Below are 21,436 nucleotides of genomic sequence, written 5' to 3' on the forward strand. Positions count from 1 at the left end.
TTAAACTACCATCGCAATTTTATCTAAGAAAAACTTAGTGCGTTCATGGCGTTCTTCAGGTTTATTGAAAAAGTCATTTGTTGCACAATCTTCTAAAATTTTGCCTTGATCCATAAAAATCACACGACTAGATACTTTACGGGCAAAACCCATTTCATGAGTTACACACATCATAGTCATGCCTTCTTTGGCTAGGCTGCTCATCACTTCAAGTACCTCACCTACCATTTCTGGGTCTAGTGCTGAGGTTGGTTCATCAAAGAGCATACAAACAGGGTCCATACAAAGACCACGTGCAATCGCAACACGTTGTTGTTGACCACCTGAAAGTTGACCAGGAAATTTATTTTTGTGTGCAGCTAAACCAACACGATCTAAATATTGTAAGGCTTTTTTTTCAGCTTCAGCTTTAGAGCGTTTGAGTACTTTGATTTGTCCAATGGTTAAATTGTCCAAAACAGTCATATGTGGGAATAGTTCAAAGTGCTGGAAAACCATTCCGACACGTGAGCGAAATTTTGCAAGATCTGTTTTTGGGTCTTTAAGCGCTGTTCCATCGACAACAATATTTCCTTGTTGAAAAGGTTCTAGTGCATTCACTGTTTTGATCAGTGTAGATTTCCCTGAACCAGAAGGTCCACAGACCACAACAACTTCACCTTTTTCAATTGATGTTGTACAGTCAGTTAAAACCTGAAAATCTCCATACCATTTTGAGATCTGTTGTATTTCTATCATTGGCATATTGATTCTCCAATTATCGAATTATTGCTATTTTTTGATGTAAACGCTTTACGAGTCTTGAAAGCGCAAAGGAGATACAGAAGTAAATGATTGCAACGACCAAGTAGAATGTTGCTTTAGTTTCGGCACCATATGTGTTCGCTAGTGTATTTGCATTGCCTAAGAAGTCGGGTGCGCTGATCACATAAACCAAGGAAACATCTTGAAATAACACAATGGACTGTGTCAGTAATACAGGCAACATATTTCTAAAAGCCTGTGGAAGTACCACATTGGACATCGTTTGCCCATAAGTAAAACCAAGTGCATATCCTGCATTGACCTGTCCCTTAGAGACGGATTGAATCCCTGAACGAACAATTTCTGAGAAAAAAGCCGCTTCAAAAATTGCAAAAGTCACTACACTAGAAAAGAGAGGTCCATAATATGTATCTGACTGAAACTCAAAAAACTTGGGAAGCAAAAAGTAAAATATAAAAATGACTTGAATCAGTGGTACGCCACGGAAGAAATCAACATATACTTTTGCAAAGTTACTCGCCACTTTGTTATTTGATAGACGCATCATGGCTAAGGGTGTACCAATGAGTATCCCACCAATGATCGATAAAATAGTGACTGTAACCGTAAATTTAAACCCAGCAAGAAGTGTTTGAAGAACATCTTGGTTTTGTAAAATACTAAAATCCATAGTTATTTACCTCCTGAGCCTAAACCAGGAACGGTCATACGTTTTTCAATCCAAGCCATGATTAACTTAATGGTATAAGTGATGATCAAATATACAGGTGTGGAAAGAATGAGAATGACAATATCTTGTGAGGTTTCTTCACGCATGGTTTTGGTATAAGCAAAGAAATTCAAAATACTTAAAGCATAGAGTACTGCTGAGTTTTTGAAAATATTCATTGCTTCTGAAGTCAGGGTTGGCCAAACGATACGGTATGCAACAGGGAGTATGACATAGCGATAGCTTTGACTTTGATTTAAACCAATCGCCAAGGCAGCATTTTTTTGCCCACGAGAAACAGTATTTATTCCTGAACGTATTTGTTCTGCAATACGCGCCGCCGTATAAAGTCCAAGTGCAAATACCCCAATTACAGCAGGATTATCATTGAGAATGTTTTGCCACCAGCCTCCATTGACCATTTCACCGCTACCTGTACTTAAGCTTTTTGGTAGTAATTCTGGAAATACAAAAGCCCAGAAAAAAAGCTGTACAATTAATGGGATATTTCGAAATAATTCCACATAACAAGTACCAATAAATGCTAATTTTTGATTTGGTAATGTTCTTAGAATACCAATCAGTGACCCCAATAAAAAAGCAATAAAGAATGCAGCAACGGCTGTCCAGACCATTGTCCAAACACCAGAACCAAGAAGTTGTAGCCATGTTGGTGCATCTGCGACTGCTGAATAGCTTTCGCCCCCAATAGCTTTACAAATAGATTCTGCCCACGCGGCTTTCTCTAAACTATATTCATTTGAAGGTAGACAATATGATGTCCAGTTAAGTGAGCCTACTGCCATGTGTGCTCCTTGTCATTTTAATTTTTCATGAAGTTAATGGATCAAAGCCGTTAAAATGTTTTGATCCATATGTTCTTTTTAAATTGAGATGATCTATTTAATCCCTGCATCTGTTGGTTTAGCCATCAAGTTTTTATAGGACGAACTCATTGGCATATTCATATTAATATTTTTAGGTGGAATTGGAGATAAGAACCATTTTTTGTATAGTGCAGCCATTTGCCCATTTTTCCACATACCTGTAACCACACGATCTGCAATCGCTTTATAGGCAGCATCGCCTTTTGGAATCATGATGCCGTAAGGCTCAGATGAAAGTACAGGTCCAACAACTTTGAAATCTTTAGGGTTAGATGATTTAGCGATTAAGCCTGCCAAAATATTATCATCCATGACAAAAGCAGCAGCACGACCTGACGCAACCATTGCAAATGAGTCTGAGTGATCTTTACCATAAACGTTGTTTACGTTGACTTTTTCGCCTTTTTCACCCATTTTGATGTATTTGTCAGAAGTTGTTCCTTGTGTTGTAACCACTGCTTTACCGTTCAGATCAGCGATTGATTTAATTGGAGAAGTGGCTTTGACAGCCATACGAACTTCTGTTGCATAGTAGTTGGTTGAGAAACTTACTTGTTGCTGGCGCTGGATAGAGTTTGTAGTTGTTCCACATTCCATATCAATATTGCCTGCAAGCATCTCAGGAATACGGGTTGACGATGTCACCGCTTTATATTCCACTTTAAGATTTGGTAGGTTTAAAGTTTTTTTCAACTCATTGGCAAAATTATTACAGATGTCAACGGCATAACCCATAGGTTTGCCACCCACCACATAGGAAATTGGATCAGAAGACTCACGATAACCGATGATGACTTTTCCAGATTGCTTAATTTTTGCAAGTGTGTCGGCTGCTTGAACCTGAGTAAATGCACCACCTGCAATTAAGACACCTAAAACCGTTGTTAAAACTTTGGTTGAGTTTTTATTCATTTTGATCACTCCAATCACAATTTATTTATGTCAATTCATCATGCTCAGTAAAAACAAAGCACGTCTTATGCCAAACTTTTTATTTAGAAATAAGGATCCTTCATATTTCTTATATCATTACTTTTATACGTTCATTTATGATAAGTAAAGTAATAAACAATATAAATTTTGTGCAAAAAACGAATAGATACTGAGTGATTGGGGTGGATGCTCATTTTATATAGTAAAATTGGTACGGATGTATTGCATTGAGTATTATTCTTGATTTAAATAAAACAAAGATGAAACTGTGCATAATTTCTTATCAAAACTAAGGATAATAAAAACTTATTCATTTTAATATGCACTATTTTTCTGAAATTTTTGAATATTGAGCTGCTATTTTTACTATGAACAGGTGAATTGCTGTGCTATAACAATAAAAAGGCATGATTTTTGCTTATTAGAAATGTGATTTTAAGGATGTCGCAAGATGAAATTATCGGTTGGGTTGAAAGTTGCAAACTCATTATCATTAACACCTCAATTGCAACAAGCCATTCGATTATTACAACTTTCTAGTTTAGAGCTTGAACAAGAAATCCAAATTCAATTAGATAGTAATCCTTTGCTTGAAAAAGTTGAAGATGAAAATAATGAAAACCTTGAAAGTTTAGAAAATCTTAAACAAGAACAACCAGAATATGAATTATCTGAAAGTTTAAATGCAGATCATTTACCTGATGAGTTGGCTGTAGATACAAATTGGGATGATATTTATACACACCAATCTACAGCAATGGAACGTCCTGAGTTTGATGATCGGGAAGATAACCGTTATGCCAATGCTTCATTGAAAGAGCATATGCTTGCACAAATTAATTTATTGCATTTCTCGCCTGTTGATAAACTCATTGCTTATTGCATTATTGACGCCTTAGATGAAAAAGGTTTTTTAGATGCGAGTCTTGATGAAATTGTGAGTTCAGTACAGCATTTATTACAGCAAATGGATTATGAAATAGAGGTTGAGGAAGACGAAGTTATTGTTGTGCTTAAACATATTCAACGTCTTGAACCTACGGGTATAGGAGCAAGAAATTTAGCAGAATGTCTTTTTGTACAAGTAGATGCATTGCCAAATACAACTTTGTTTAAAAAAGAAGCCTCTCTTTTGTTAACGCATTATGAACTGTTGCTAAGTAATGATTTAAATAAACTGATTAAACAAACAGGTTTAGATGCTGAACAATTAAAGTCTGCGGTGGATTTATTAAAAACCTTGAAGCCTTATCCTGGGGCGGAATTTGATCAAAAAGAATCTGATTATCAGATTCCAGATGTTGTTGTATCTAAGAAAAATGATCATTGGCATGTGCAACTTAATCCTGATATTTTGCCTAAATTACGTATTAATCCATTTTACTCAGGCATGATCAAACGTGCTGATCAAAGTGATGATAATCAATATTTGCGTAATCAAATGCTAGAAGCGAAGAATTTTATTAAAAGTGTTGATGAACGGCATAAAACCTTACTCAAGGTGACGACTTGTATTGTGCAACATCAACGTGACTTTTTAGAGCTCGGCGCAGAAGGAATGAAACCTTTGGTGCTACGTGATGTTGCAGATGAAGTGGAATTACATGAGTCTACAGTTTCCCGTGTCACGACCAATAAGTTTCTACTCACTCCACGTGGTTTATTTGAATTAAAATACTTTTTTTCAAGTCATGTCGGAACAACATCAGGTGGAGAAGCTTCTTCAACGGCAATTCGTGCAAAAATTAAAAAATTAGTCGCCGATGAAAATCCTCGTAAGCCATTGTCAGATAATAAAATTGCAGATTTGCTTAAAGAGGATGGGGTGGATGTAGCAAGGCGAACCGTTGCAAAGTATCGTGAATCGTTACATATTCCATCGTCTTCAGACAGAAAAGTCTTGATCTAAAATTTAAAGTGTGAGTATTCTAGAGATTCATTATGACGAAATAATGAATCTCTTTTTGTTTATATAGGTTACCAAAATGATGAATTAATACATTACGAATATTACTTTGTTATAGTTCAATCATTTTGGTGATGACATTTCATATCCTGAGAGAAGGAGAGGGATAGAATTATGCAAATTACAATTCGTGGACATCATTTAAGTATTACGCCTGCAATTGAAGAGAATATTCGTAATAAATTTGCTGAAATGACCAAACATATCGATCAGGTTAACAGCATGCAGGTCAAACTGAGTAAGGATCATCAGTTAGATAAAAGATCAAAAAAAGGCAGTGCCAATCATATTGCAGAAGCGATTGTACGATTGCCGGGGGTGGAACTCTTTGCACAAGCCTGTGCAGATGATATGTATAATGCAATTACAAAACTTACAGATAAATTAAAAAGACAATTGGAGCGACATCGTAAAATGCAGTTAAATTATCAAGCGATATTTGCACCGAGCTAATCATTTTATTTATTTGAAAAGAGGTTGAAATATACCTCTTTTTTTTATCAATAATTTTTGTACAAGATAATGCAATATTGTGATGAGTTTATAGTAAAATACTCGGTTTTTACACTGTCAGTCCTATAAAGAGGTCATGCAATGAATAGTGAACAGCTCACTGAAATCCTTAAAGCAGCTTTTCCTGATGCTGAAGTTGCTGTCAGTGGACAAGCAGGTAAGTTTGACCTCCGTATTGTTGATGATCAATTTGAAGGCAAACGTACTGTTGCACGCCAACAAGCAGTTTATCAACCACTTAATTCTTACATTGCCAGTGGTGAAGTACATGCTGTAACAATTCGTGCAATGACTAAAGAAGAATGGCGCAAAGCTAGTCTTTTTGGAGCTTAATAATAAATGGATAAGTTTTTAATTACAGGTGGCACAACACTTGAAGGCGAAGTCCGTATTTCGGGCGCGAAAAATGCAGCATTGCCTTTATTAGCGGCAATGATTTTGGCTGATACGCCCATTACCTTAAGAAATGTGCCTAATCTTAAGGATGTTAATACTTTAGTAAAACTAATCGGTGGCTTAGGTGTCACCATGAAGTATGAAGGCGATACCGTTATTGCGGATACGTCTACACTCGACAATCAGTTTGCCCCTTACGAACTTGTTAAAACCATGCGTGCATCAATTTTGGTGCTTGGTCCTTTGGTGGCGCGCTATGGCAGTGCAAAAGTTTCACTTCCTGGTGGTTGTGCCATTGGTTCACGCCCTGTCGATCAGCATTTAAAAGCCTTAGAAGCTTTAGGTGCTCAAATTGAAGTCGAAGCAGGTTATGTGCATGCTAAAGTTGATGGTCGCTTAAAAGGTGGTGAAGTCGTCTTTGATATGGTGACAGTTGGCGGTACTGAAAATATCTTGACTGCGGCAGTACTTGCAGATGGTGTTACAACAATCCGTAATGCTGCACGTGAACCTGAAATTACCGACCTTGCGCAAATGCTCATTAAAATGGGTGCAAAAATTGAAGGTTTAGACACAGATACCTTAGTGGTTACAGGTGTTGAAAGCTTACATGGTTGTGAATATTCAGTGGTTGCAGACCGTATTGAAACAGGTTCATATCTTGCGGCTGCTGCGATCACAGGCGGTAAAATAAAAACCACACATACCGATCCAAACTTGCTTGAATCAGTACTCGATAAATTTGAAGAAATGGGTGCAGAAGTTACTCGTGGTGATGACTGGATCGAACTTGATATGATGGGTAAACGTCCAAAAGCAGTCAGCTTTCAGACTTTACCACACCCTGATTTTCCAACTGATATGCAAGCACAAATCATGGCAGTGAATGCGATTGGTCGCGGTTTTGCAACGATTTCAGAAACGATTTTTGAAAACCGTTTTATGCATGTACCTGAATTGGCACGTATGGGTGCAAATATTCAGGTTGAAGGTAATGATGCTGTCGTGACAGGCGTGGAAAAATTATCTGCTGCACCTGTCATGGCAACAGATTTACGTGCTTCTTTCTCTTTGGTTTTAGCTGCCTTGGCCGCTGAAGGGGAAACTTTGATTGACCGTATTTATCATATTGACCGCGGTTATGAAGATATCGAAGCAAAATTACAAGGTCTAGGTGCCCAAATTAAGCGAGTGAGCGAGTAAGTTAATGAGCGATATGAGAAACGATGATCCAAACTTTGACGTAATGGGCAATTTTGATCATGGTTTAACTTTAGCACTAAGTAAAGGTCGTATTTTAAAAGAAACTTTACCTTTACTAGAAACCGCTGGAATCAACTTATTAGAAGATCCAGATAAATCTCGTAAGTTAATTTTTCCAACGACACATAAGCATGTACGTATTTTGATTTTACGTGCTTCAGATGTACCGACTTATGTAGAAAATGGTGCGGCAGATATTGGTGTTGCAGGTAAAGATGTATTGATGGAACATGGCGCGCAAAATGTCTATGAACCATTAGATCTTAAAATTGCCAACTGTAAATTGATGACCGCAGGTAAAGTTGGTATGGAACGTCCTAAAGGTCGTTTAAAAATTGCCACTAAATATGTCAATTTAACCCGTCAATACTATGCGAGCCTTGGTGAGCAAGTCGATGTAATTAAACTTTACGGTTCAATGGAGCTTGCGCCATTGGTGGGTTTAGGTGATTACATTGTCGATGTGGTCGATACTGGAAATACTTTACGTGCCAATGGTTTAGAGCCTTTGGAAGAGATTTGTAAAGTATCTTCACGTTTGATTGTTAATAAAGCCAGCTTTAAGCGCAAACAAACGTTATTGAACCCAATTCTTGCTCAGCTTGAAAAAGCAGTTGAAGAACGTGAAAATGCGAAAAAAGCTTAAATAGATTTAAGTGTAAATGACCGCCCAAAAGGGCGGTTTTTTATTTGTCTAAATTTTATTTTCATATTTCAAGAATTTGCTTTTGAGCCAAGTATATATGTCCTAAGGATCAAGATGTTTGCGATTAAAATCATGAATAAATAAAAATAACTCGCATATTTTTGCTTTTGATAATATTGCGTCAGTTCAGTATATGACCATGTTGTTGTTTCAGTTTCTAAATTGAGTAGCAGCGCTTCCTGTAGACTAAAATAAGGATATTCTGCAAAGTATTTAATTTTGGCAATTTGTTGATCAAATTTGATCAACTCTGGACATGCTTCTTTTGTATCAAAAAAATCACATTTAATTTTGAGTTGCGGATGTCCTTGCAGATTTAATAATTCTATATCGGTATAGATTGAAGAGCTTCTACCCGAACCTACGGTGTATTTATTTACATGAATTTTTCCTTCAGCGACTGTTTTTGCAGTGTTGAATTGAGTAGCTGTTAATGCATTGATCGATTTAAAATTGGAATAATTGGTGAAAAGGTAAAGATTAGCGATGATCAGTGACGCAATAATGCTTATATAAATGAGAAAAGAAGGTTCTTTATTTATTTTATCTTGGTCGGATTTTTTCATAAATATTGAAAGATTAATGAAAATTAAGTAAGCGAATGGCATAAAAGCCAAAAATTCCAGTGTCTTAAAGACATCAACAAAGAATAGGATGCTCAGCGTACAGATTGCAAATACTAAAGAAAAATATGTATTTTTCCGCTGAGCTTGTTGCGCAAGTTTGATTTGAATAGATTTTCTCATAAGTAATTTTTATCAATTTAAGATTTTAGATTTAAATAAAATGTTGTTATGAAATACATTCTACTTTGCTTTCACTCGTTGAAACAAACGACTTGAGATGAATTAGTGATAAATTTTAAATAGTTGAGATTTTTCATTTATCCAGTTTTCCTATCAAAGTGAATAAAATTGACCATGTTATCTTCCCCACAAATCATCTAAAACAAGGTAAACTAAATCTTTCTTAAATAACCTTGTGGGTAAATTGATGCGACGTTTATCGACTCAAGAGCCGAACTTCAAGCAAGACTTTGCTGATTTGTTGGCTTTTGAAACAGTGAGTGATCCTGAGCTTTTAAAAACAGTAGACCAAATTATTGCAGATGTACGCCATCATGGTGATGCACATGTACTGAAACTCACTCAACAGTTCGATCGACATCCAGCGCATCAATTTTCAGATTTAGAACTGTCACAAGTGCAACTGAAAGCTGCATTTGAAGGTTTAAGCACAGAAGTACGTGAAGCATTGGAAATGGCAGCCGATCGTATTCGCTCATTCCATGAAGCACAAAAACAGGATGGCTGGACTTATATCGATGCTTTAGGCAATACATTAGGTCAAAAAGTCACTCCACTTGATCGGGTTGGAATTTATGTGCCAGGTGGCTTGGCTTCTTACCCATCTTCAGTGCTCATGAATGCTGTACCTGCACATGTGGCAGGTGTAAAAGAAATTATTATGGTGGTACCTGCGCCCAATGGTGAATTAAATCCATTGGTATTAGCAGCAGCACATTTGGCGGGTGTGCATCGTGTCTTCACCATTGGTGGGGCGCAAGCGGTTGCGGCATTGGCTTATGGCACTGAAACTATTCCTCAGGTTGATAAAATTACAGGTCCGGGTAACCGCTTTGTGGCGGCTGCCAAACGTGCGGTGTTTGGTCAGGTCGGTATTGATATGATTGCAGGACCTTCTGAAATTTTAGTGTATGCAGAAGGTGAAAATAACGCCAAATGGCTCGCTATGGATTTATTGTCACAAGCGGAGCACGACACCGTTGCACAAGCAGTATTTATTACGCCTGATGAACAGTTGCTGAATGATGTTGCGCAAGCCATTGAGGAGCATCTTGAAGCATTGCCAAAAGCGGAAATTGCACGAACCTCAATTGCCAATCGTGGTGCTTTGATTTTGGTCAAAGACCGTGCAGAAGGTGAGGCATTGATTAATCAGGTTGCTCCAGAACATTTGATGTTATGTCTGGATGAAGCCGAGCAAATGTCGGAACAGATCCGTCATGCCGGTGCGATTTTCATGGGGCGCTATACCCCTGAAGCGATTGGTGACTATTGTGCAGGTCCAAATCATGTATTGCCAACATCGGGCACAGCACGATTCTCTTCACCACTTGGCGTCTATGATTTCCAAAAACGTTCAAGCTTGATCATGTGTTCTGAGCAAGGGGTGAAATCACTTGCCAAAACAGCGGATATTCTTGCACAACAGGAAAATCTGGATGCACATGCACGATCTGCACGTTATCGTTATAAATAAGTTAAATCCCTCATCCATTTAGAAATGAATGTCCCTCTCTCGGGGATGAGGGGAAACTAATTATTTTACTAAAGTTAAAATAGGATTGGCATCAATTGACCTCTCCCTAACCCTCTCCTAAAAGGAGAGGGAACTTTGGTGAATAAAAATGAGACAATAAAATGCCAAATATTACACCTGAACAAATGCGTTTTTGGAGCCCATCAGTACGTGAGTTAGAACCTTATGTACCGGGTGAACAACCTAAAATTCAGAACTTATTGAAACTGAATACCAATGAAAATCCATACCCACCATCGCCAAAAGTGGTTGCAGCAGTACAGGCGGTTTTGGAAAACTCTGCGGATGCTTTACGTCTATATCCTGACCCAGATGCAAGTGCATTAAAACAAGCCATTGCCAAACAGCAAAACGTTGCTGTGGAAAATGTCTTTGTAGGCAATGGTTCAGATGAAGTGCTTGCTCATATTTACAAAGCATTTTTTGTCCGTGATGAGCCGATTTTAAGTCCAGATATCAGCTATAGTTTCTATCCTGTTTATAGTCAGTTTTTTGCTGTCAACAGCAAACAGATTGCACTGAATGAAGATTTTGAAATAGATATTGCTGACTATAAACAAGCAAATGGCGGCGTGATTATTGCCAATCCAAATGCGCCGACCAGTATTGCATTGCCATTAACTAAAATTGAAGAATTGCTTGTTGCTAATCCTGATCGAGTGGTGGTGATTGATGAAGCCTATGTCGATTTTGGTGCAGAGTCTGCGGTAACATTGGTTGAAAAATACGACAATTTGGTGGTGTGCCAGACCACGTCCAAATCACGTTCACTTGCAGGTTTACGGGTTGGTTTTGCAATTGCACAGCCACATTTGATTGCGGCGCTTGAAGCGGTGAAAAATAGCTTTAACTCTTATCCAATTGACCGTTTTGCCATTGCTGCTGCGGTGGCTTCATTTGAAGATCAAGCCTATTTTGAAGCACAAAACCAAAAAGTGATTGCAAGCCGTGACAAGTTGACTGCACAACTGACTAATCTGGGTTTTAAGGTTTTGCCTTCTAAAGCAAATTTTATTTTTGCGACATTGCCAAGTAATGATGCAGGTGAGTTGGCGAGTAAATTACGTGAGCAAGGCATTATTGTGCGCTATTTCAATAAGCCACGTATCAATCAATTCTTACGCATTACCATTGGTACAGACGAGCAAAATCAACGTCTTGTCGATACCTTGAAAAATGATATTTTAGGTTGATTAGGAATCTCCCAAAACCCCTCTTTTCAAAAGAGGGGCTTAAAGTGCATCTCAGGATTCGCTTTTTTCTTTTAAATTTTCAGGTGAGTACCATGTGTTGAGTAAATCCAGCAATGCAGAAACTTTGTCAAAACATTCCTGATATTCCGCATCACAATCCGATGCGATGGTAATCCCTCCACCTGCCCAAACAGAGATTTGATCCTGATATTTTTGAATAGAACGAATTAAAATATTCCATGAACCTGTTCCATCAAAATTAAAATAACCCAATGAACCACAATACGCGCCACGTGGACTACTTTCTAACTCTTCAATAATTTGCATTGCACGAATTTTTGGGGCACCTGTGATAGAGCCACCGGGAAGCGCAGACATCAAAACATCAAAAGGGTTGACTTCAGGCTTTAAGGTTGCAGTAATTTCACTCACCATATGATGAACCTGATTAAATGACTCAATATTAAATAACTTCGGCGTTTTCACTGATCCTATTTCTGCATAAACACTCAAATCATTACGTAATAAATCCACGATCATGACATTTTCTGCTTGATCTTTTTTAGAGTGAATGAGCGTGTTCTTAGACTGTTCATCTAAAATTGGATCATCATAACGTGGCATCGTCCCTTTGATGGGTTTAGTCAAAATTTTATGATTATCCTCAAACTCAATAAATAATTCAGGCGAACAACTTAATAATTCAAAATCATCTATTTTTAAATAACCAGAGTAAGGTGCATTCGTTAATTGCCAAAATTTTTTAGCAGTATCAATTAATGTACCTTGAGCTTTTGCAGTAAACTCTTGGGTTAAATTTATTTGATAACAATCACCTGCTTTAATATAGTTTTGTATTTTTTCAAAAGCTTGAATATATTCATTTTTAGTCCATTTTGCCATACATAATGTATTTAATTTAAATCCTGTAGGTGGATGAGAATAAATATTGAGTTTAGATTTTAATATATCTAATATCCTTTGAGGATTATCTTCTTGACTATAAAAAGTCCATTGTCCTTGATGGTATTTTAAATAACTTAAATATTGACCTAAGAATAAATTAGGTTGAGATTTATATTGATTGTTTATATTTTTTTGTGCTGAAAAGTTATAGTCAATAAAGCCAATATAGCCACCTGAAAAGCCTATTTTTGTTTGTTTGGTTGACGTGGTTGGTATAATTTTTATAAATTCATAAACATTTGATTTTTTTTGTTTTTCTATATAGTTAAAGCTTTCTGTACGCTCAAAATAAGCATAATGCCCAGATTGATGCAATAAATATTGTTGAGGCAAAAAAGCAATAACAGGATGATGATCATCTTCAAGATAAACACAACCAAATAGTTCGTTTAGTCGTTGTAAAATATCAGCAGGTGTAAGTTCCTGAATATCTAAATTTATACTGAAAATTGATTGAGTTAGCATCTTTAAAACTAATAGAACAGGTGCTATGATTATACGATATTTTTTGTACACTGAGTCACAAAAACGCCGTTTATCGGGAATTACTGTTTTTTGATAAACAACTATTGAACAAAAAATAACATAAGGTTAATTTAATAGTGCAAATCGGACTACTCAAGGAAGAAAGTTTCTGTTGTAAAAAAACAAAAACAACGTGAAGCGACGGCGAGTGGTTAAAAATGAAAAAAAATGCTCTTGGGAGAGTACAGATGAAATTATTTACTAAAGTTGCTTTAGTTTCTGCGGTAGCAATCAGTTCGAATGCAATGGCTATGCAAGCTATGGATGATGCAGCATTAAGCGCAACAACTGGTCAAGATGGTATTTCAATTGGTATTGATATTGATACTGTTAATATTAGTAAGCTTCATGTTTTTGATGGTGATGGTCTAGCTGCAGCAGGTCAAGCAGGTTATGGTGGTACTGGTAAACCTGGTGCGATTACTGTTAATGATGTTGTTGTGCAAAAAAATGCTAATGCTTTGGCTAGTGGTAACTTAGCGGATTTAACAATTGATACTGATGCTGGTGGTGGTAGTCCTTTCCTTAATGTAGCTGCTGCTGTTTCTGGTTTAGATATTGATCTAGGTGTAATTGAAGTAAAAGATGCAACTGGTAGTGCAGGTGCATATAAAGCAGGTACGACTTCTGCTGAAATCTTAAGTGGCTTATCTTTATCTACAGGTTCAATTACTGCAAATATTCAATTGGGTAATACACCACAAGGTGCGATGATTAAACTAAATGGTGCAATGACAGGTGGTTTAGCAATTAACGACCTAGCAATTAAAGATGCTGCAAATGGTGGTTATATTTCACTTGGTGGTATTAAGGTTAATGACACAGGTAGTGGTGATTTAGCTTTGAATGCTGATGTGGCTGTAAAACCAGAAGGTTTAGCAATTACTGCACTTAAATCAAGTACAGATATTTATATTAAACAAGTTGTGTTAGGTGGTGGTACAGGCTTTACTGCACCTACAGGTGGTAACCCTGCAGTTTTAGGTAGTGGTATTGGTTCTGGTTCGATCGGTGATGTTGCAATCTCTGGTTTAACGGTTACAAATAGTGCTGGTGCTGGTGCTGTAATCAAAATTTCTGGTCACTAATCTGATCTGATTTAAAAAAGACGCGTGAATTTCACGCGTTTTTTTTTAACAAAATGATCAAATCAAACAAAAGTAAAAAAAAGCTGTTTTTTTTTGAAAAAACAGGTATCTTAAAAGCACATGGAAGTAGAGTGTTCACTCTAAAAATAAAATTAACACTTCAGGCAATTGTTTGCCGATACTTGAATAGTTTAAGAATATGTTAGAGATTACTTTAGGTTCGGCATTAATATACTATTTTGCCAGCCATGCATTAGATATCAAAGAAAAACCAACCGATGCTGTGTACTATACAGAGCTTACCGATCCTCGTAATGCCTCTTTTTCTCGAAACCATCGTGAGATGGTTCAAATCAAACCTGCCTTAGAAAATCAATTTCGTGGCATTGTCCGTCAGGCATATGACTATAGTTGTGGATCAGCAGCATTAACAACATTATTAAATGGATATGTTGGTACGAATCTTACTGAACAGCAGACAATGGAAGGTTTATTACGATATGGAGAATATAATCGAATCGTAGAACGTCGTAGCTTTTCGCTATTAGATATGAAACGTTTTGTTTCTGCGCTTGGCATTGAAAGTGGTGGCTATAAGGGCGAGTTCTCAGACTTAGTCAAACAACAACAGCCAGCAATCGTGCCAATTTCATATGCAGGTTTTAAACATTTTGTTGTCTTTAAGGCGTATAAAAATGGTCGAGTTTATGTCGCCGACCCTGCTTTAGGGAATATTAGCTTCGATGAAAATCGTTTTAAAGACATTTGGGAAAATAATACATTATTCTTAATTAATGTACCTAAAGATCAGCAGAAAGATTTTTTAGCCTTGCAGGATGCTGATTTACGACATGTTGAAGATGCCACAATTAATCGATATGCACTTGTTGATATGCAATACTCATATGATTATATTAATAAAATAGCAGATAAGGCATCTACAATGCGTAGAGTCATTGACCGTGGTGATAATTCAGAGACACAAGGTCAGCCAATTACATCATTCATGCGACTATATTATAAACGTAAGTAAAAGCAGATTAGAAAAAATTTAAATAATCACACTTTTAGGTAGGAATAAAATGAATAATCACTGGATGAGAAGAACTTTACTAGCCGTTAGTATTCAACTTGCGATAGGTGGAGTATATGCAGCAGAAACCGACAATGCTTCAGAAACAGCAGAGACTGTTCAAAGCAGTGAGGTAAATGATCAAGTTGCTACTGCAAGCACAGATGCGACTTTAGCTCAAGATAAAGTGGCAGAAGTTGCAACAACACAAGCTGCCCCAGTTTCTGATAAAGTCGAAATTGATAAAGATGCTACACCATCACTGGTACCATCTGCTGGCACTCAAGCGGCTAATGCTTTACAGCAGAAAGAGGGTGATGCAACTCAAGAAACAAACTTGCAAGAAGTATTTACATCAAATGAAAGACAATATTCATTAATTAAAAAAGGTGAAATTTCAGCTTTTTATGATTTAGATTATTCATATTATCGTGATCAGCAGATTAATCAAGCTATACAAGAGGGTGTGGTTTATCAATTACGTGTTGATGAAGATGCAAGCCATACCATTACCAATACATTTACAGCACAGTATGGTGTACTTGATAATTTAACTTTTAGTGCATCGTTACCTTTTGTTGCTAAGTCAAATAATATTAAAGATACCACTGCTGCAGGTTTAGGTGATATTAACTTTGGCGCACGTTGGGAACCTTTTCCATTAAAAGCGGGTCGTTTACCACTGATTTTATTTGGAAATCTATCAACTAAAACAGGCGATAGCCCATACGAAATTAATCCATACAAAGAGTTGTCAACAGGTAAAGGATATTACTCGGTTGGTGTTGGTGCGAGTACCCGTAAATATATAGATCCAGTCGTATTATTTGCCTCCGTTTCAGGTAACTATGGTTTTAAAGAAACGGGGTTAAATCAAGTGCGTGGTGGTGGTGATGGCGGTGCACGTATTTTAGATGAATTTGAACCAGGGATTACGGGGGGGTTCTCTTTCGGGTTTGCTTATTCATTTAACTACGATGTTTCTATGACGATGTCATATCAACAAACCTTCAATACAAATACATCGTTTACTTATACCAATGGCGAATCTTATAAAGCAGCAGATCAATCGAGTGGTATGTTCTCAATTGCTTTAGGTGTGCGTGTATCACCAGAAACGATTGTAAATGGTACTTTAGGAATTGGTTTAACTGAAGATTCACCTGATATTTCTCTAGGTCTATCATTCCCACTAGATATTTTAGGTTTCGGTAAGAAAAAAGCGAGCTAATGGAGAGGTGGTATGAAATACCCACGCTTACGCCCGTTAGTTACAGCTATTTTCTTAACGGGTTGTTCAACTCAAGTTTTTGCACATTTAGGTTTGAACTTATCTGTAGATATTCGTTCATTATCCATGGGGAACGCTGTTACTGCTGACCCTCCTGGTATTAGTGCAATTCACTTTAACCCTGCTGCGTTAACTAAGCTCAAGGGTTTGCAAACAGATGTACAAGGCATTGTTGCTAACTTTGATGTGCAACGAGAGTTTTCTGCACCTCAGGGTTATAACGTTTTTGGTTATTCTGATGACCCTTTAATTTGTAATGATACGCCAGATAATCAGTCAAATTTATGTACGGACTATAAGAGCTCTGTAAAAGGTGATGTGGAATATGCCAGTTTATATATTCCAATTTTGAAAAAAGTTGTTGATTTAGGTGCGGGTTGGCCTGTACTTGCACCTACAGGTGGTGTTTCTTATAACCCACCTGGTTCAAAGTTGACGTATGCAACGGCTGTTTATGCACCGATGGTTGCTGGCTTTGGTTCGGAAAATGGTAATGCTGGTAATTTCATGGGGCAACAAGTTGCGATTGAGCGTATTACATATTTATCACCATCTATTGCTTATGAAGTGAGTGATGAGTTATCAATCGGTGCATCTATTGGAATGTCTTATAATGCTATTGCCTTAAAAACAGACCTCCGTTTCCCAAATGAAATGATTGGTGTGTTACGAATGGTTGATGAAGCTGTTTGTGCACCATTTAGAGAAAATTCAAACGTTATTACAGATTTACTTTTATTTGGTATTTGTAATGGTAATGAAGCGGTTAGCCCATTTAATAAATTTGCTGCGATGGAGGTTTCTTTAGAGCAGAGTTTAAGTCCAAGTTATAATCTTGGTTTAATGTGGGAACCGAATGAAGAGTTTGGTTTTGGTATGGTTTATCAAAGTGCAGCAAAAATGCGCATGAAGGGTAAATATTTTATTGATAATGCCAATGCACCTCGTGAATTAATTAAAGGTTTGAACTCTTCTGCAACAGGGCAAATTTTAGCTGCTATTTTAGGCTTTCCTGGTTATATTCCTCCAACAGAATCTGGCTTAATTGCAATGGATTTAGAATATCCTGCGCATTTTCAAGCAGGGATAAAATATAAGGTCTTACCTGATTTACAAGTGAATTTTGACTTGGGATGGACAGATTTCAAAGCATGGGAGAAATTCCAATTTGAATTCGATCGTCAAATTTCAGCACTTAAAATTGCAAAATTACTATCAAATCAGGTAACAGATAGTTCTTTATCACTTCCTTTAGGATTTAAATCACCTTGGAGTTGGGGAATTGGTGTGGAGTATTCAGCAACAGATCGTCTGAAACTTCGTGCAGGTTATGAACCACGTGCAAGTGCAATTCCTGATGATAAACGTAATACTTTAGTTCCTATTAATAATGCACAATTATTCGGTTTAGGATTGGGTTATCGTTTTGATGAAGATACAGATATTGATTTATCTGTAGGTTTTTTACGTAGCCGAGATAATATTCCTGCAAATACCAGTAGTATGGCAAACCAAACCGGGGTCGATAATTTATTATTAAATCCTTATGCAGGTTTAGATATTAAAACCAATACCAAAGTCACCATTTTAGGTCTTAATTATAGAACGAGATGGTAATGTTGTTGCACAAGAAGAGAGTTAGCATGATGAGATTAAGTTTTGTATTTCTAGCAATGAGCTGTATATCTGTAACTTATGCTGCTAACTTTTATACTATTATTGGTCCAGATGGACGACCGATGGTCGTCCAAAAACCAAATGAATCTGATAAAAAAGAAAAAGTGCAGCTTCAACCTCAGGTTGAACATAAACCCATAGCTTCAACTCAAAAAGAGCAAGCTGTTTCTCCATCTGAAAAAATAAATGTCGTAAAGCCTGAAAAACCACAGCAGATTGAATCAGTTCCAGTGGCTAAGCTGAATAATGAAACTGTAACCACAGCTAAAAATGTAGAAGTGAAAAGAGAAATTAAAGCGGAACAAAAACAAACTGCGGCTATACAGGAAGTTGAAAAAACCGTTAAACCTAAACAGTCAGATCATGTCATTCCGTCTAATGTATCCACTTCAGTTACAGTTCAAAATCAGCCTGTAACTCAGCAGCAAGTAGAAACTGTACCAAACAATAAAACGGTGTCTGCTTCTAACGATAATGTCAATATTACAGAAATTGATGGTGTTAAGTATGTCAATAATGAATATTTAGAAGATCATGAGTTTAATTTAGAAGGAAAAAAACGTTTTTATGTCATGCCTGAAACGGGAGCAATGGCAGGAGGACGTTTCGAAACTGTTGAACGACAAAAAGGGTTAAGCCAATCTTTACTTGATAAAATTCGTCAACCAAAACACAAAGAACATAAAGCCATTGCATTAGCTACAACTTATTATCGTTTACCTAAAGATGAAGTGATCCAAACTTTAGAACAGTCTTGTTTTTCAGGTAAAAAGATAGATAAAGCAAAAACAATTTCTTTGAAAAATCAGGAAGTCAGCTTTTTCCCAGTTGTTCCGATCAAAGAAAATTTTGCATATGAAGTTGTAAAGTTAGACAAGAATATTGAGAATATTTTATTTTCCTCATATGCATCTTCAAAGAAAAAGCCAAGTTACTATTGGCCTTTGGTGGTTTTTTTAGATGAAAAAGGTTGTGTTGTTGAAGGCGTAAGTGGCTTTAAGAATGATGAACAAAATGAAAGTGCAACACAGTATTCTTCTTTAGAAGGTATTCTGAAAAAGCCAAATTCAGCATATTACTTATTTATGACACCTTTATCAGAAGCTATTGATATTCAAGATCGTGAATTAACAAATCAAGGACAAATTAAGCTGAGTGTTATTCAGTAAGGATTAAACAATGAAAAAAAAATTTATACTCCCTTTTGCATTAACTGGTTTAGTTGCAGCATTGACAGCTTGTGGCGGTGGTGAAAGTGCCACGATTCATGAAGATCCAAATAAAGGTGTGGCGACATCAACAAATGGATGTGAAGAGACCAGTACAAATAAATGCCAATCTTTTGTTATTGATTATCCTGTTGCTGGTTTAAACTTTGATTGTAGCAGTGACACCAATAACCATTTTGTGACCGAGTTAGTCAGTAGTGTGGCAATGGGAGCTTGTCCTTCTACAGATAAAGTGAGTTTTTATATTCAAGGTGTTGAGTCTGCTAATAAAATATCTTTAGGTACTGTAGACCTAGCAAAAATACGTCCATTAAAAATAAATGGTCAACCTGCACAAATTAGTTTATTAGATTTAGCGAGTGCAATGACAGGGAAAGCGGCTGTAACCAGTAATGCTAACGATGAAACATATCGAGTGATGATCGCGCTGGTGCGTATTTTACAGACTGTCGGTGTAACACAAGATGCAAATATTGTAGGTGATATACAGCCGATTACTTTGTCTAAAGATATTAAAGAAAAGTTAAAAAATATTAAATCAGATGTTGTTGCATTAAATTTATCAAATGGCACTTATGCTGAAATTATTAAGCCATGGATGGATGTTGAAAAAGTAAATGCAGCAAGTGCCCAAGATGTGACAGAGCGTTTAGTTAAACAAAATCAGGTTGGCGTTTATACCACTAACTTCTTAACATTTACGGGTAGTAATGTTGATATTCGTGGCTTTAGTGGAGCAAGTCTGACCAATAGTAAAAAAGAGTCAATTGCAAACTTATATTTATTAACAACACGTCAAGGTTATACCACAGGATATACTGTCCAATGGACAGGTATTCCAGTGAATACGAATACTGAAAACCCAATTAGTTCTTCAATATTAAAATACTTTTTGTTAACTCAAGCTGAGCCTAAAAAGCTAAATGCAGATGCCCAAGGCGCTTTACTCAATCAGTTTAGTAATAAAATCACAAAACCATTTATTTTTAAAACAGCCAATAGTAATACAGATACTTTAGAGTTAACGCAGGGTGCTTTGGCGAATGGTACAAATATCGCTGGTACAGCGGACATGTATGAGCGTGTGACAGGAACTTCAACAAAACCTACAGACGAAACAGTATATGGAAAATGGCGTCAAACTTTAAATAATGAGAGTTTTGCTGGAACGATTGATGTCTATAAGTCAAATCCTGCAACATATTTAGATAAACGCGTATTCCGTACAGTGAATACGGTAAAAACAGGTGAAAAATATATTTTCCCGCTATATGCCAATATTGTATTTAACTTTACAGACAAAACGATTGCGCCTGTGAAGTTGGGTATTGTTATTGATGAACATGGTGATATTCGTACTAATATTGGTCCAAATGCTACAGCAAATAATTTAGCCTCAAATCAATGTACAAATGTGAATGCTTCTACCTATAAAGATGAAACAACAGGCGTTCAACAGTATCGAATTGGTACAACGGGTGCCGCAAACTATACGACTACAGATCCAGATAAATCAATCACGATTCGTATGATTTTAGCGAACCCTGTTTTTGGTAATCTAGACGGTGCTTTATTAGGACTAAATGATGCAATCGTATATTTACCAAGTACTTCTGTTGGTGGTGATGAGACTCTTGTTCCAGGCGGTGTTCGTTTGAATTTACAACGTTTATTGGCTGATGAAACAACAGATCGTGGGATTAATATTACAGGTTGGGAAGGCGATAAAGCGATTACAGCACAATGGGCAAATATGCATTCAGTTTATCAAACAGTTTATAACGCAGCACATAAAGATAAACTAAGCGATGCACAAAAAGCTTTAGCTGCACGTGCAAGTGGTACTTTAGGGGTTGAGTTACCAAGCTGTTATAAAATTTTGACTAAGCAATAATTAGCTTATCGTTTGAAATA

Annotated in this window: 19 protein-coding genes; 13 read left to right on the forward strand and 6 right to left on the reverse strand. The window is 36.8% G+C overall.

Annotated elements, in window-relative coordinates; translation table 11 throughout:
- From C9E89_RS16205 to C9E89_RS16220, 4 genes are all read right to left on the reverse strand, one after another.
- The gene (locus C9E89_RS16205; RefSeq protein WP_107009378.1) at window positions 1–744 is read right to left on the reverse strand and encodes an amino acid ABC transporter ATP-binding protein; all 744 of its coding nucleotides are present in this window, start codon (window positions 742–744) and stop codon (window positions 1–3) included.
- A 13-nt stretch (window positions 745–757) separates the two neighbouring features.
- Window positions 758–1,435, reverse strand: a complete 678-nt coding sequence (locus C9E89_RS16210) for an amino acid ABC transporter permease (RefSeq protein WP_107009379.1) — start codon at window positions 1,433–1,435, stop codon at window positions 758–760.
- A gap of 2 nt (window positions 1,436–1,437) precedes the next feature.
- Window positions 1,438–2,280 (reverse strand): amino acid ABC transporter permease, encoded by an 843-nt coding sequence (locus C9E89_RS16215; protein ID WP_107009380.1) that lies wholly within the window; start codon window positions 2,278–2,280, stop codon window positions 1,438–1,440.
- Window positions 2,281–2,373: 93 nt separating this feature from the next.
- On the reverse strand, window positions 2,374–3,273 hold the full coding sequence (locus C9E89_RS16220) for an amino acid ABC transporter substrate-binding protein (RefSeq protein ID WP_107009381.1): 900 nt from the start codon (window positions 3,271–3,273) through the stop codon (window positions 2,374–2,376).
- Between the two features lie 472 nt (window positions 3,274–3,745).
- Between C9E89_RS16220 and C9E89_RS16225 the strand changes: the two genes are divergently transcribed.
- From C9E89_RS16225 to hisG, 5 genes are all read left to right on the forward strand, one after another.
- Entirely contained in the window at window positions 3,746–5,203 is a 1,458-nt protein-coding gene (locus C9E89_RS16225) for an RNA polymerase factor sigma-54 (protein ID WP_107009382.1), read from the forward strand.
- Window positions 5,204–5,374: 171 nt separating this feature from the next.
- Window positions 5,375–5,713, forward strand: coding sequence for a ribosome hibernation-promoting factor, HPF/YfiA family (hpf, locus tag C9E89_RS16230; protein WP_107009383.1), 339 nt, complete (start codon window positions 5,375–5,377; stop codon window positions 5,711–5,713).
- A 141-nt stretch (window positions 5,714–5,854) separates the two neighbouring features.
- Window positions 5,855–6,106 carry a BolA family iron metabolism protein IbaG gene (gene ibaG / locus C9E89_RS16235; RefSeq protein WP_107009384.1) on the forward strand — a complete coding sequence of 84 codons (252 nt, stop codon included), beginning with the start codon at window positions 5,855–5,857 and terminating at the stop codon, window positions 6,104–6,106.
- Between the two features lie 6 nt (window positions 6,107–6,112).
- On the forward strand, window positions 6,113–7,372 hold the full coding sequence (gene murA / locus C9E89_RS16240; protein ID WP_107009385.1) for a UDP-N-acetylglucosamine 1-carboxyvinyltransferase: 1,260 nt from the start codon (window positions 6,113–6,115) through the stop codon (window positions 7,370–7,372).
- A gap of 4 nt (window positions 7,373–7,376) precedes the next feature.
- Window positions 7,377–8,078 (forward strand): ATP phosphoribosyltransferase, encoded by a 702-nt coding sequence (gene hisG / locus C9E89_RS16245; protein WP_107009386.1) that lies wholly within the window; start codon window positions 7,377–7,379, stop codon window positions 8,076–8,078.
- Between the two features lie 68 nt (window positions 8,079–8,146).
- On the opposite strand, the gene C9E89_RS16250 is transcribed toward hisG, so the two are convergent.
- On the reverse strand, window positions 8,147–8,755 hold the full coding sequence (locus C9E89_RS16250) for a hypothetical protein (protein ID WP_147305727.1): 609 nt from the start codon (window positions 8,753–8,755) through the stop codon (window positions 8,147–8,149).
- A gap of 364 nt (window positions 8,756–9,119) precedes the next feature.
- Between C9E89_RS16250 and hisD the strand changes: the two genes are divergently transcribed.
- Window positions 9,120–10,421, forward strand: a complete 1,302-nt coding sequence (hisD, locus tag C9E89_RS16255) for a histidinol dehydrogenase (protein WP_107009388.1) — start codon at window positions 9,120–9,122, stop codon at window positions 10,419–10,421.
- Between the two features lie 161 nt (window positions 10,422–10,582).
- Complete coding sequence (gene hisC, locus C9E89_RS16260; RefSeq protein ID WP_107009389.1) at window positions 10,583–11,674, forward strand: histidinol-phosphate transaminase; 1,092 nt, start codon at window positions 10,583–10,585, stop codon at window positions 11,672–11,674.
- Between the two features lie 51 nt (window positions 11,675–11,725).
- Here hisC and C9E89_RS16265 read toward each other — a convergent pair whose 3' ends face one another.
- On the reverse strand, window positions 11,726–13,105 hold the full coding sequence (locus tag C9E89_RS16265) for an anthranilate synthase component I family protein (protein WP_107009390.1): 1,380 nt from the start codon (window positions 13,103–13,105) through the stop codon (window positions 11,726–11,728).
- A 248-nt stretch (window positions 13,106–13,353) separates the two neighbouring features.
- Here C9E89_RS16265 and filA point away from each other — a divergent pair, with 248 nt between their 5' ends.
- From filA to filF, 6 genes are all read left to right on the forward strand, one after another.
- Window positions 13,354–14,253 (forward strand): putative pilus system protein FilA, encoded by a 900-nt coding sequence (filA, locus tag C9E89_RS16270; protein ID WP_107009391.1) that lies wholly within the window; start codon window positions 13,354–13,356, stop codon window positions 14,251–14,253.
- 199 nt (window positions 14,254–14,452) lie between these two features.
- Window positions 14,453–15,286 carry a putative pilus system C39 family peptidase FilB gene (filB, locus tag C9E89_RS16275; RefSeq protein ID WP_107009392.1) on the forward strand — a complete coding sequence of 278 codons (834 nt, stop codon included), beginning with the start codon at window positions 14,453–14,455 and terminating at the stop codon, window positions 15,284–15,286.
- Window positions 15,287–15,335: 49 nt separating this feature from the next.
- Complete coding sequence (filC, locus tag C9E89_RS16280) at window positions 15,336–16,556, forward strand: putative pilus system protein FilC (RefSeq protein ID WP_107009393.1); 1,221 nt, start codon at window positions 15,336–15,338, stop codon at window positions 16,554–16,556.
- Window positions 16,557–16,568: 12 nt separating this feature from the next.
- Complete coding sequence (filD, locus tag C9E89_RS16285; protein ID WP_107009394.1) at window positions 16,569–18,233, forward strand: putative pilus system OmpP1/FadL family transporter FilD; 1,665 nt, start codon at window positions 16,569–16,571, stop codon at window positions 18,231–18,233.
- Between the two features lie 26 nt (window positions 18,234–18,259).
- Window positions 18,260–19,462, forward strand: a complete 1,203-nt coding sequence (gene filE, locus C9E89_RS16290; protein ID WP_228199055.1) for a putative pilus assembly protein FilE — start codon at window positions 18,260–18,262, stop codon at window positions 19,460–19,462.
- A gap of 10 nt (window positions 19,463–19,472) precedes the next feature.
- Window positions 19,473–21,416: a putative pilus system protein FilF gene (gene filF, locus C9E89_RS16295; protein ID WP_107009396.1), complete on the forward strand. Its 1,944-nt coding sequence runs from the start codon at window positions 19,473–19,475 to the stop codon at window positions 21,414–21,416.
- Window positions 21,417–21,436: the final 20 nt, after the last annotated feature.

It is taken from the genome of Acinetobacter sichuanensis, assembly GCF_003024515.2.
In the GTDB taxonomy this organism is placed as follows: Bacteria; Pseudomonadota; Gammaproteobacteria; order Pseudomonadales; family Moraxellaceae; genus Acinetobacter; species Acinetobacter sichuanensis.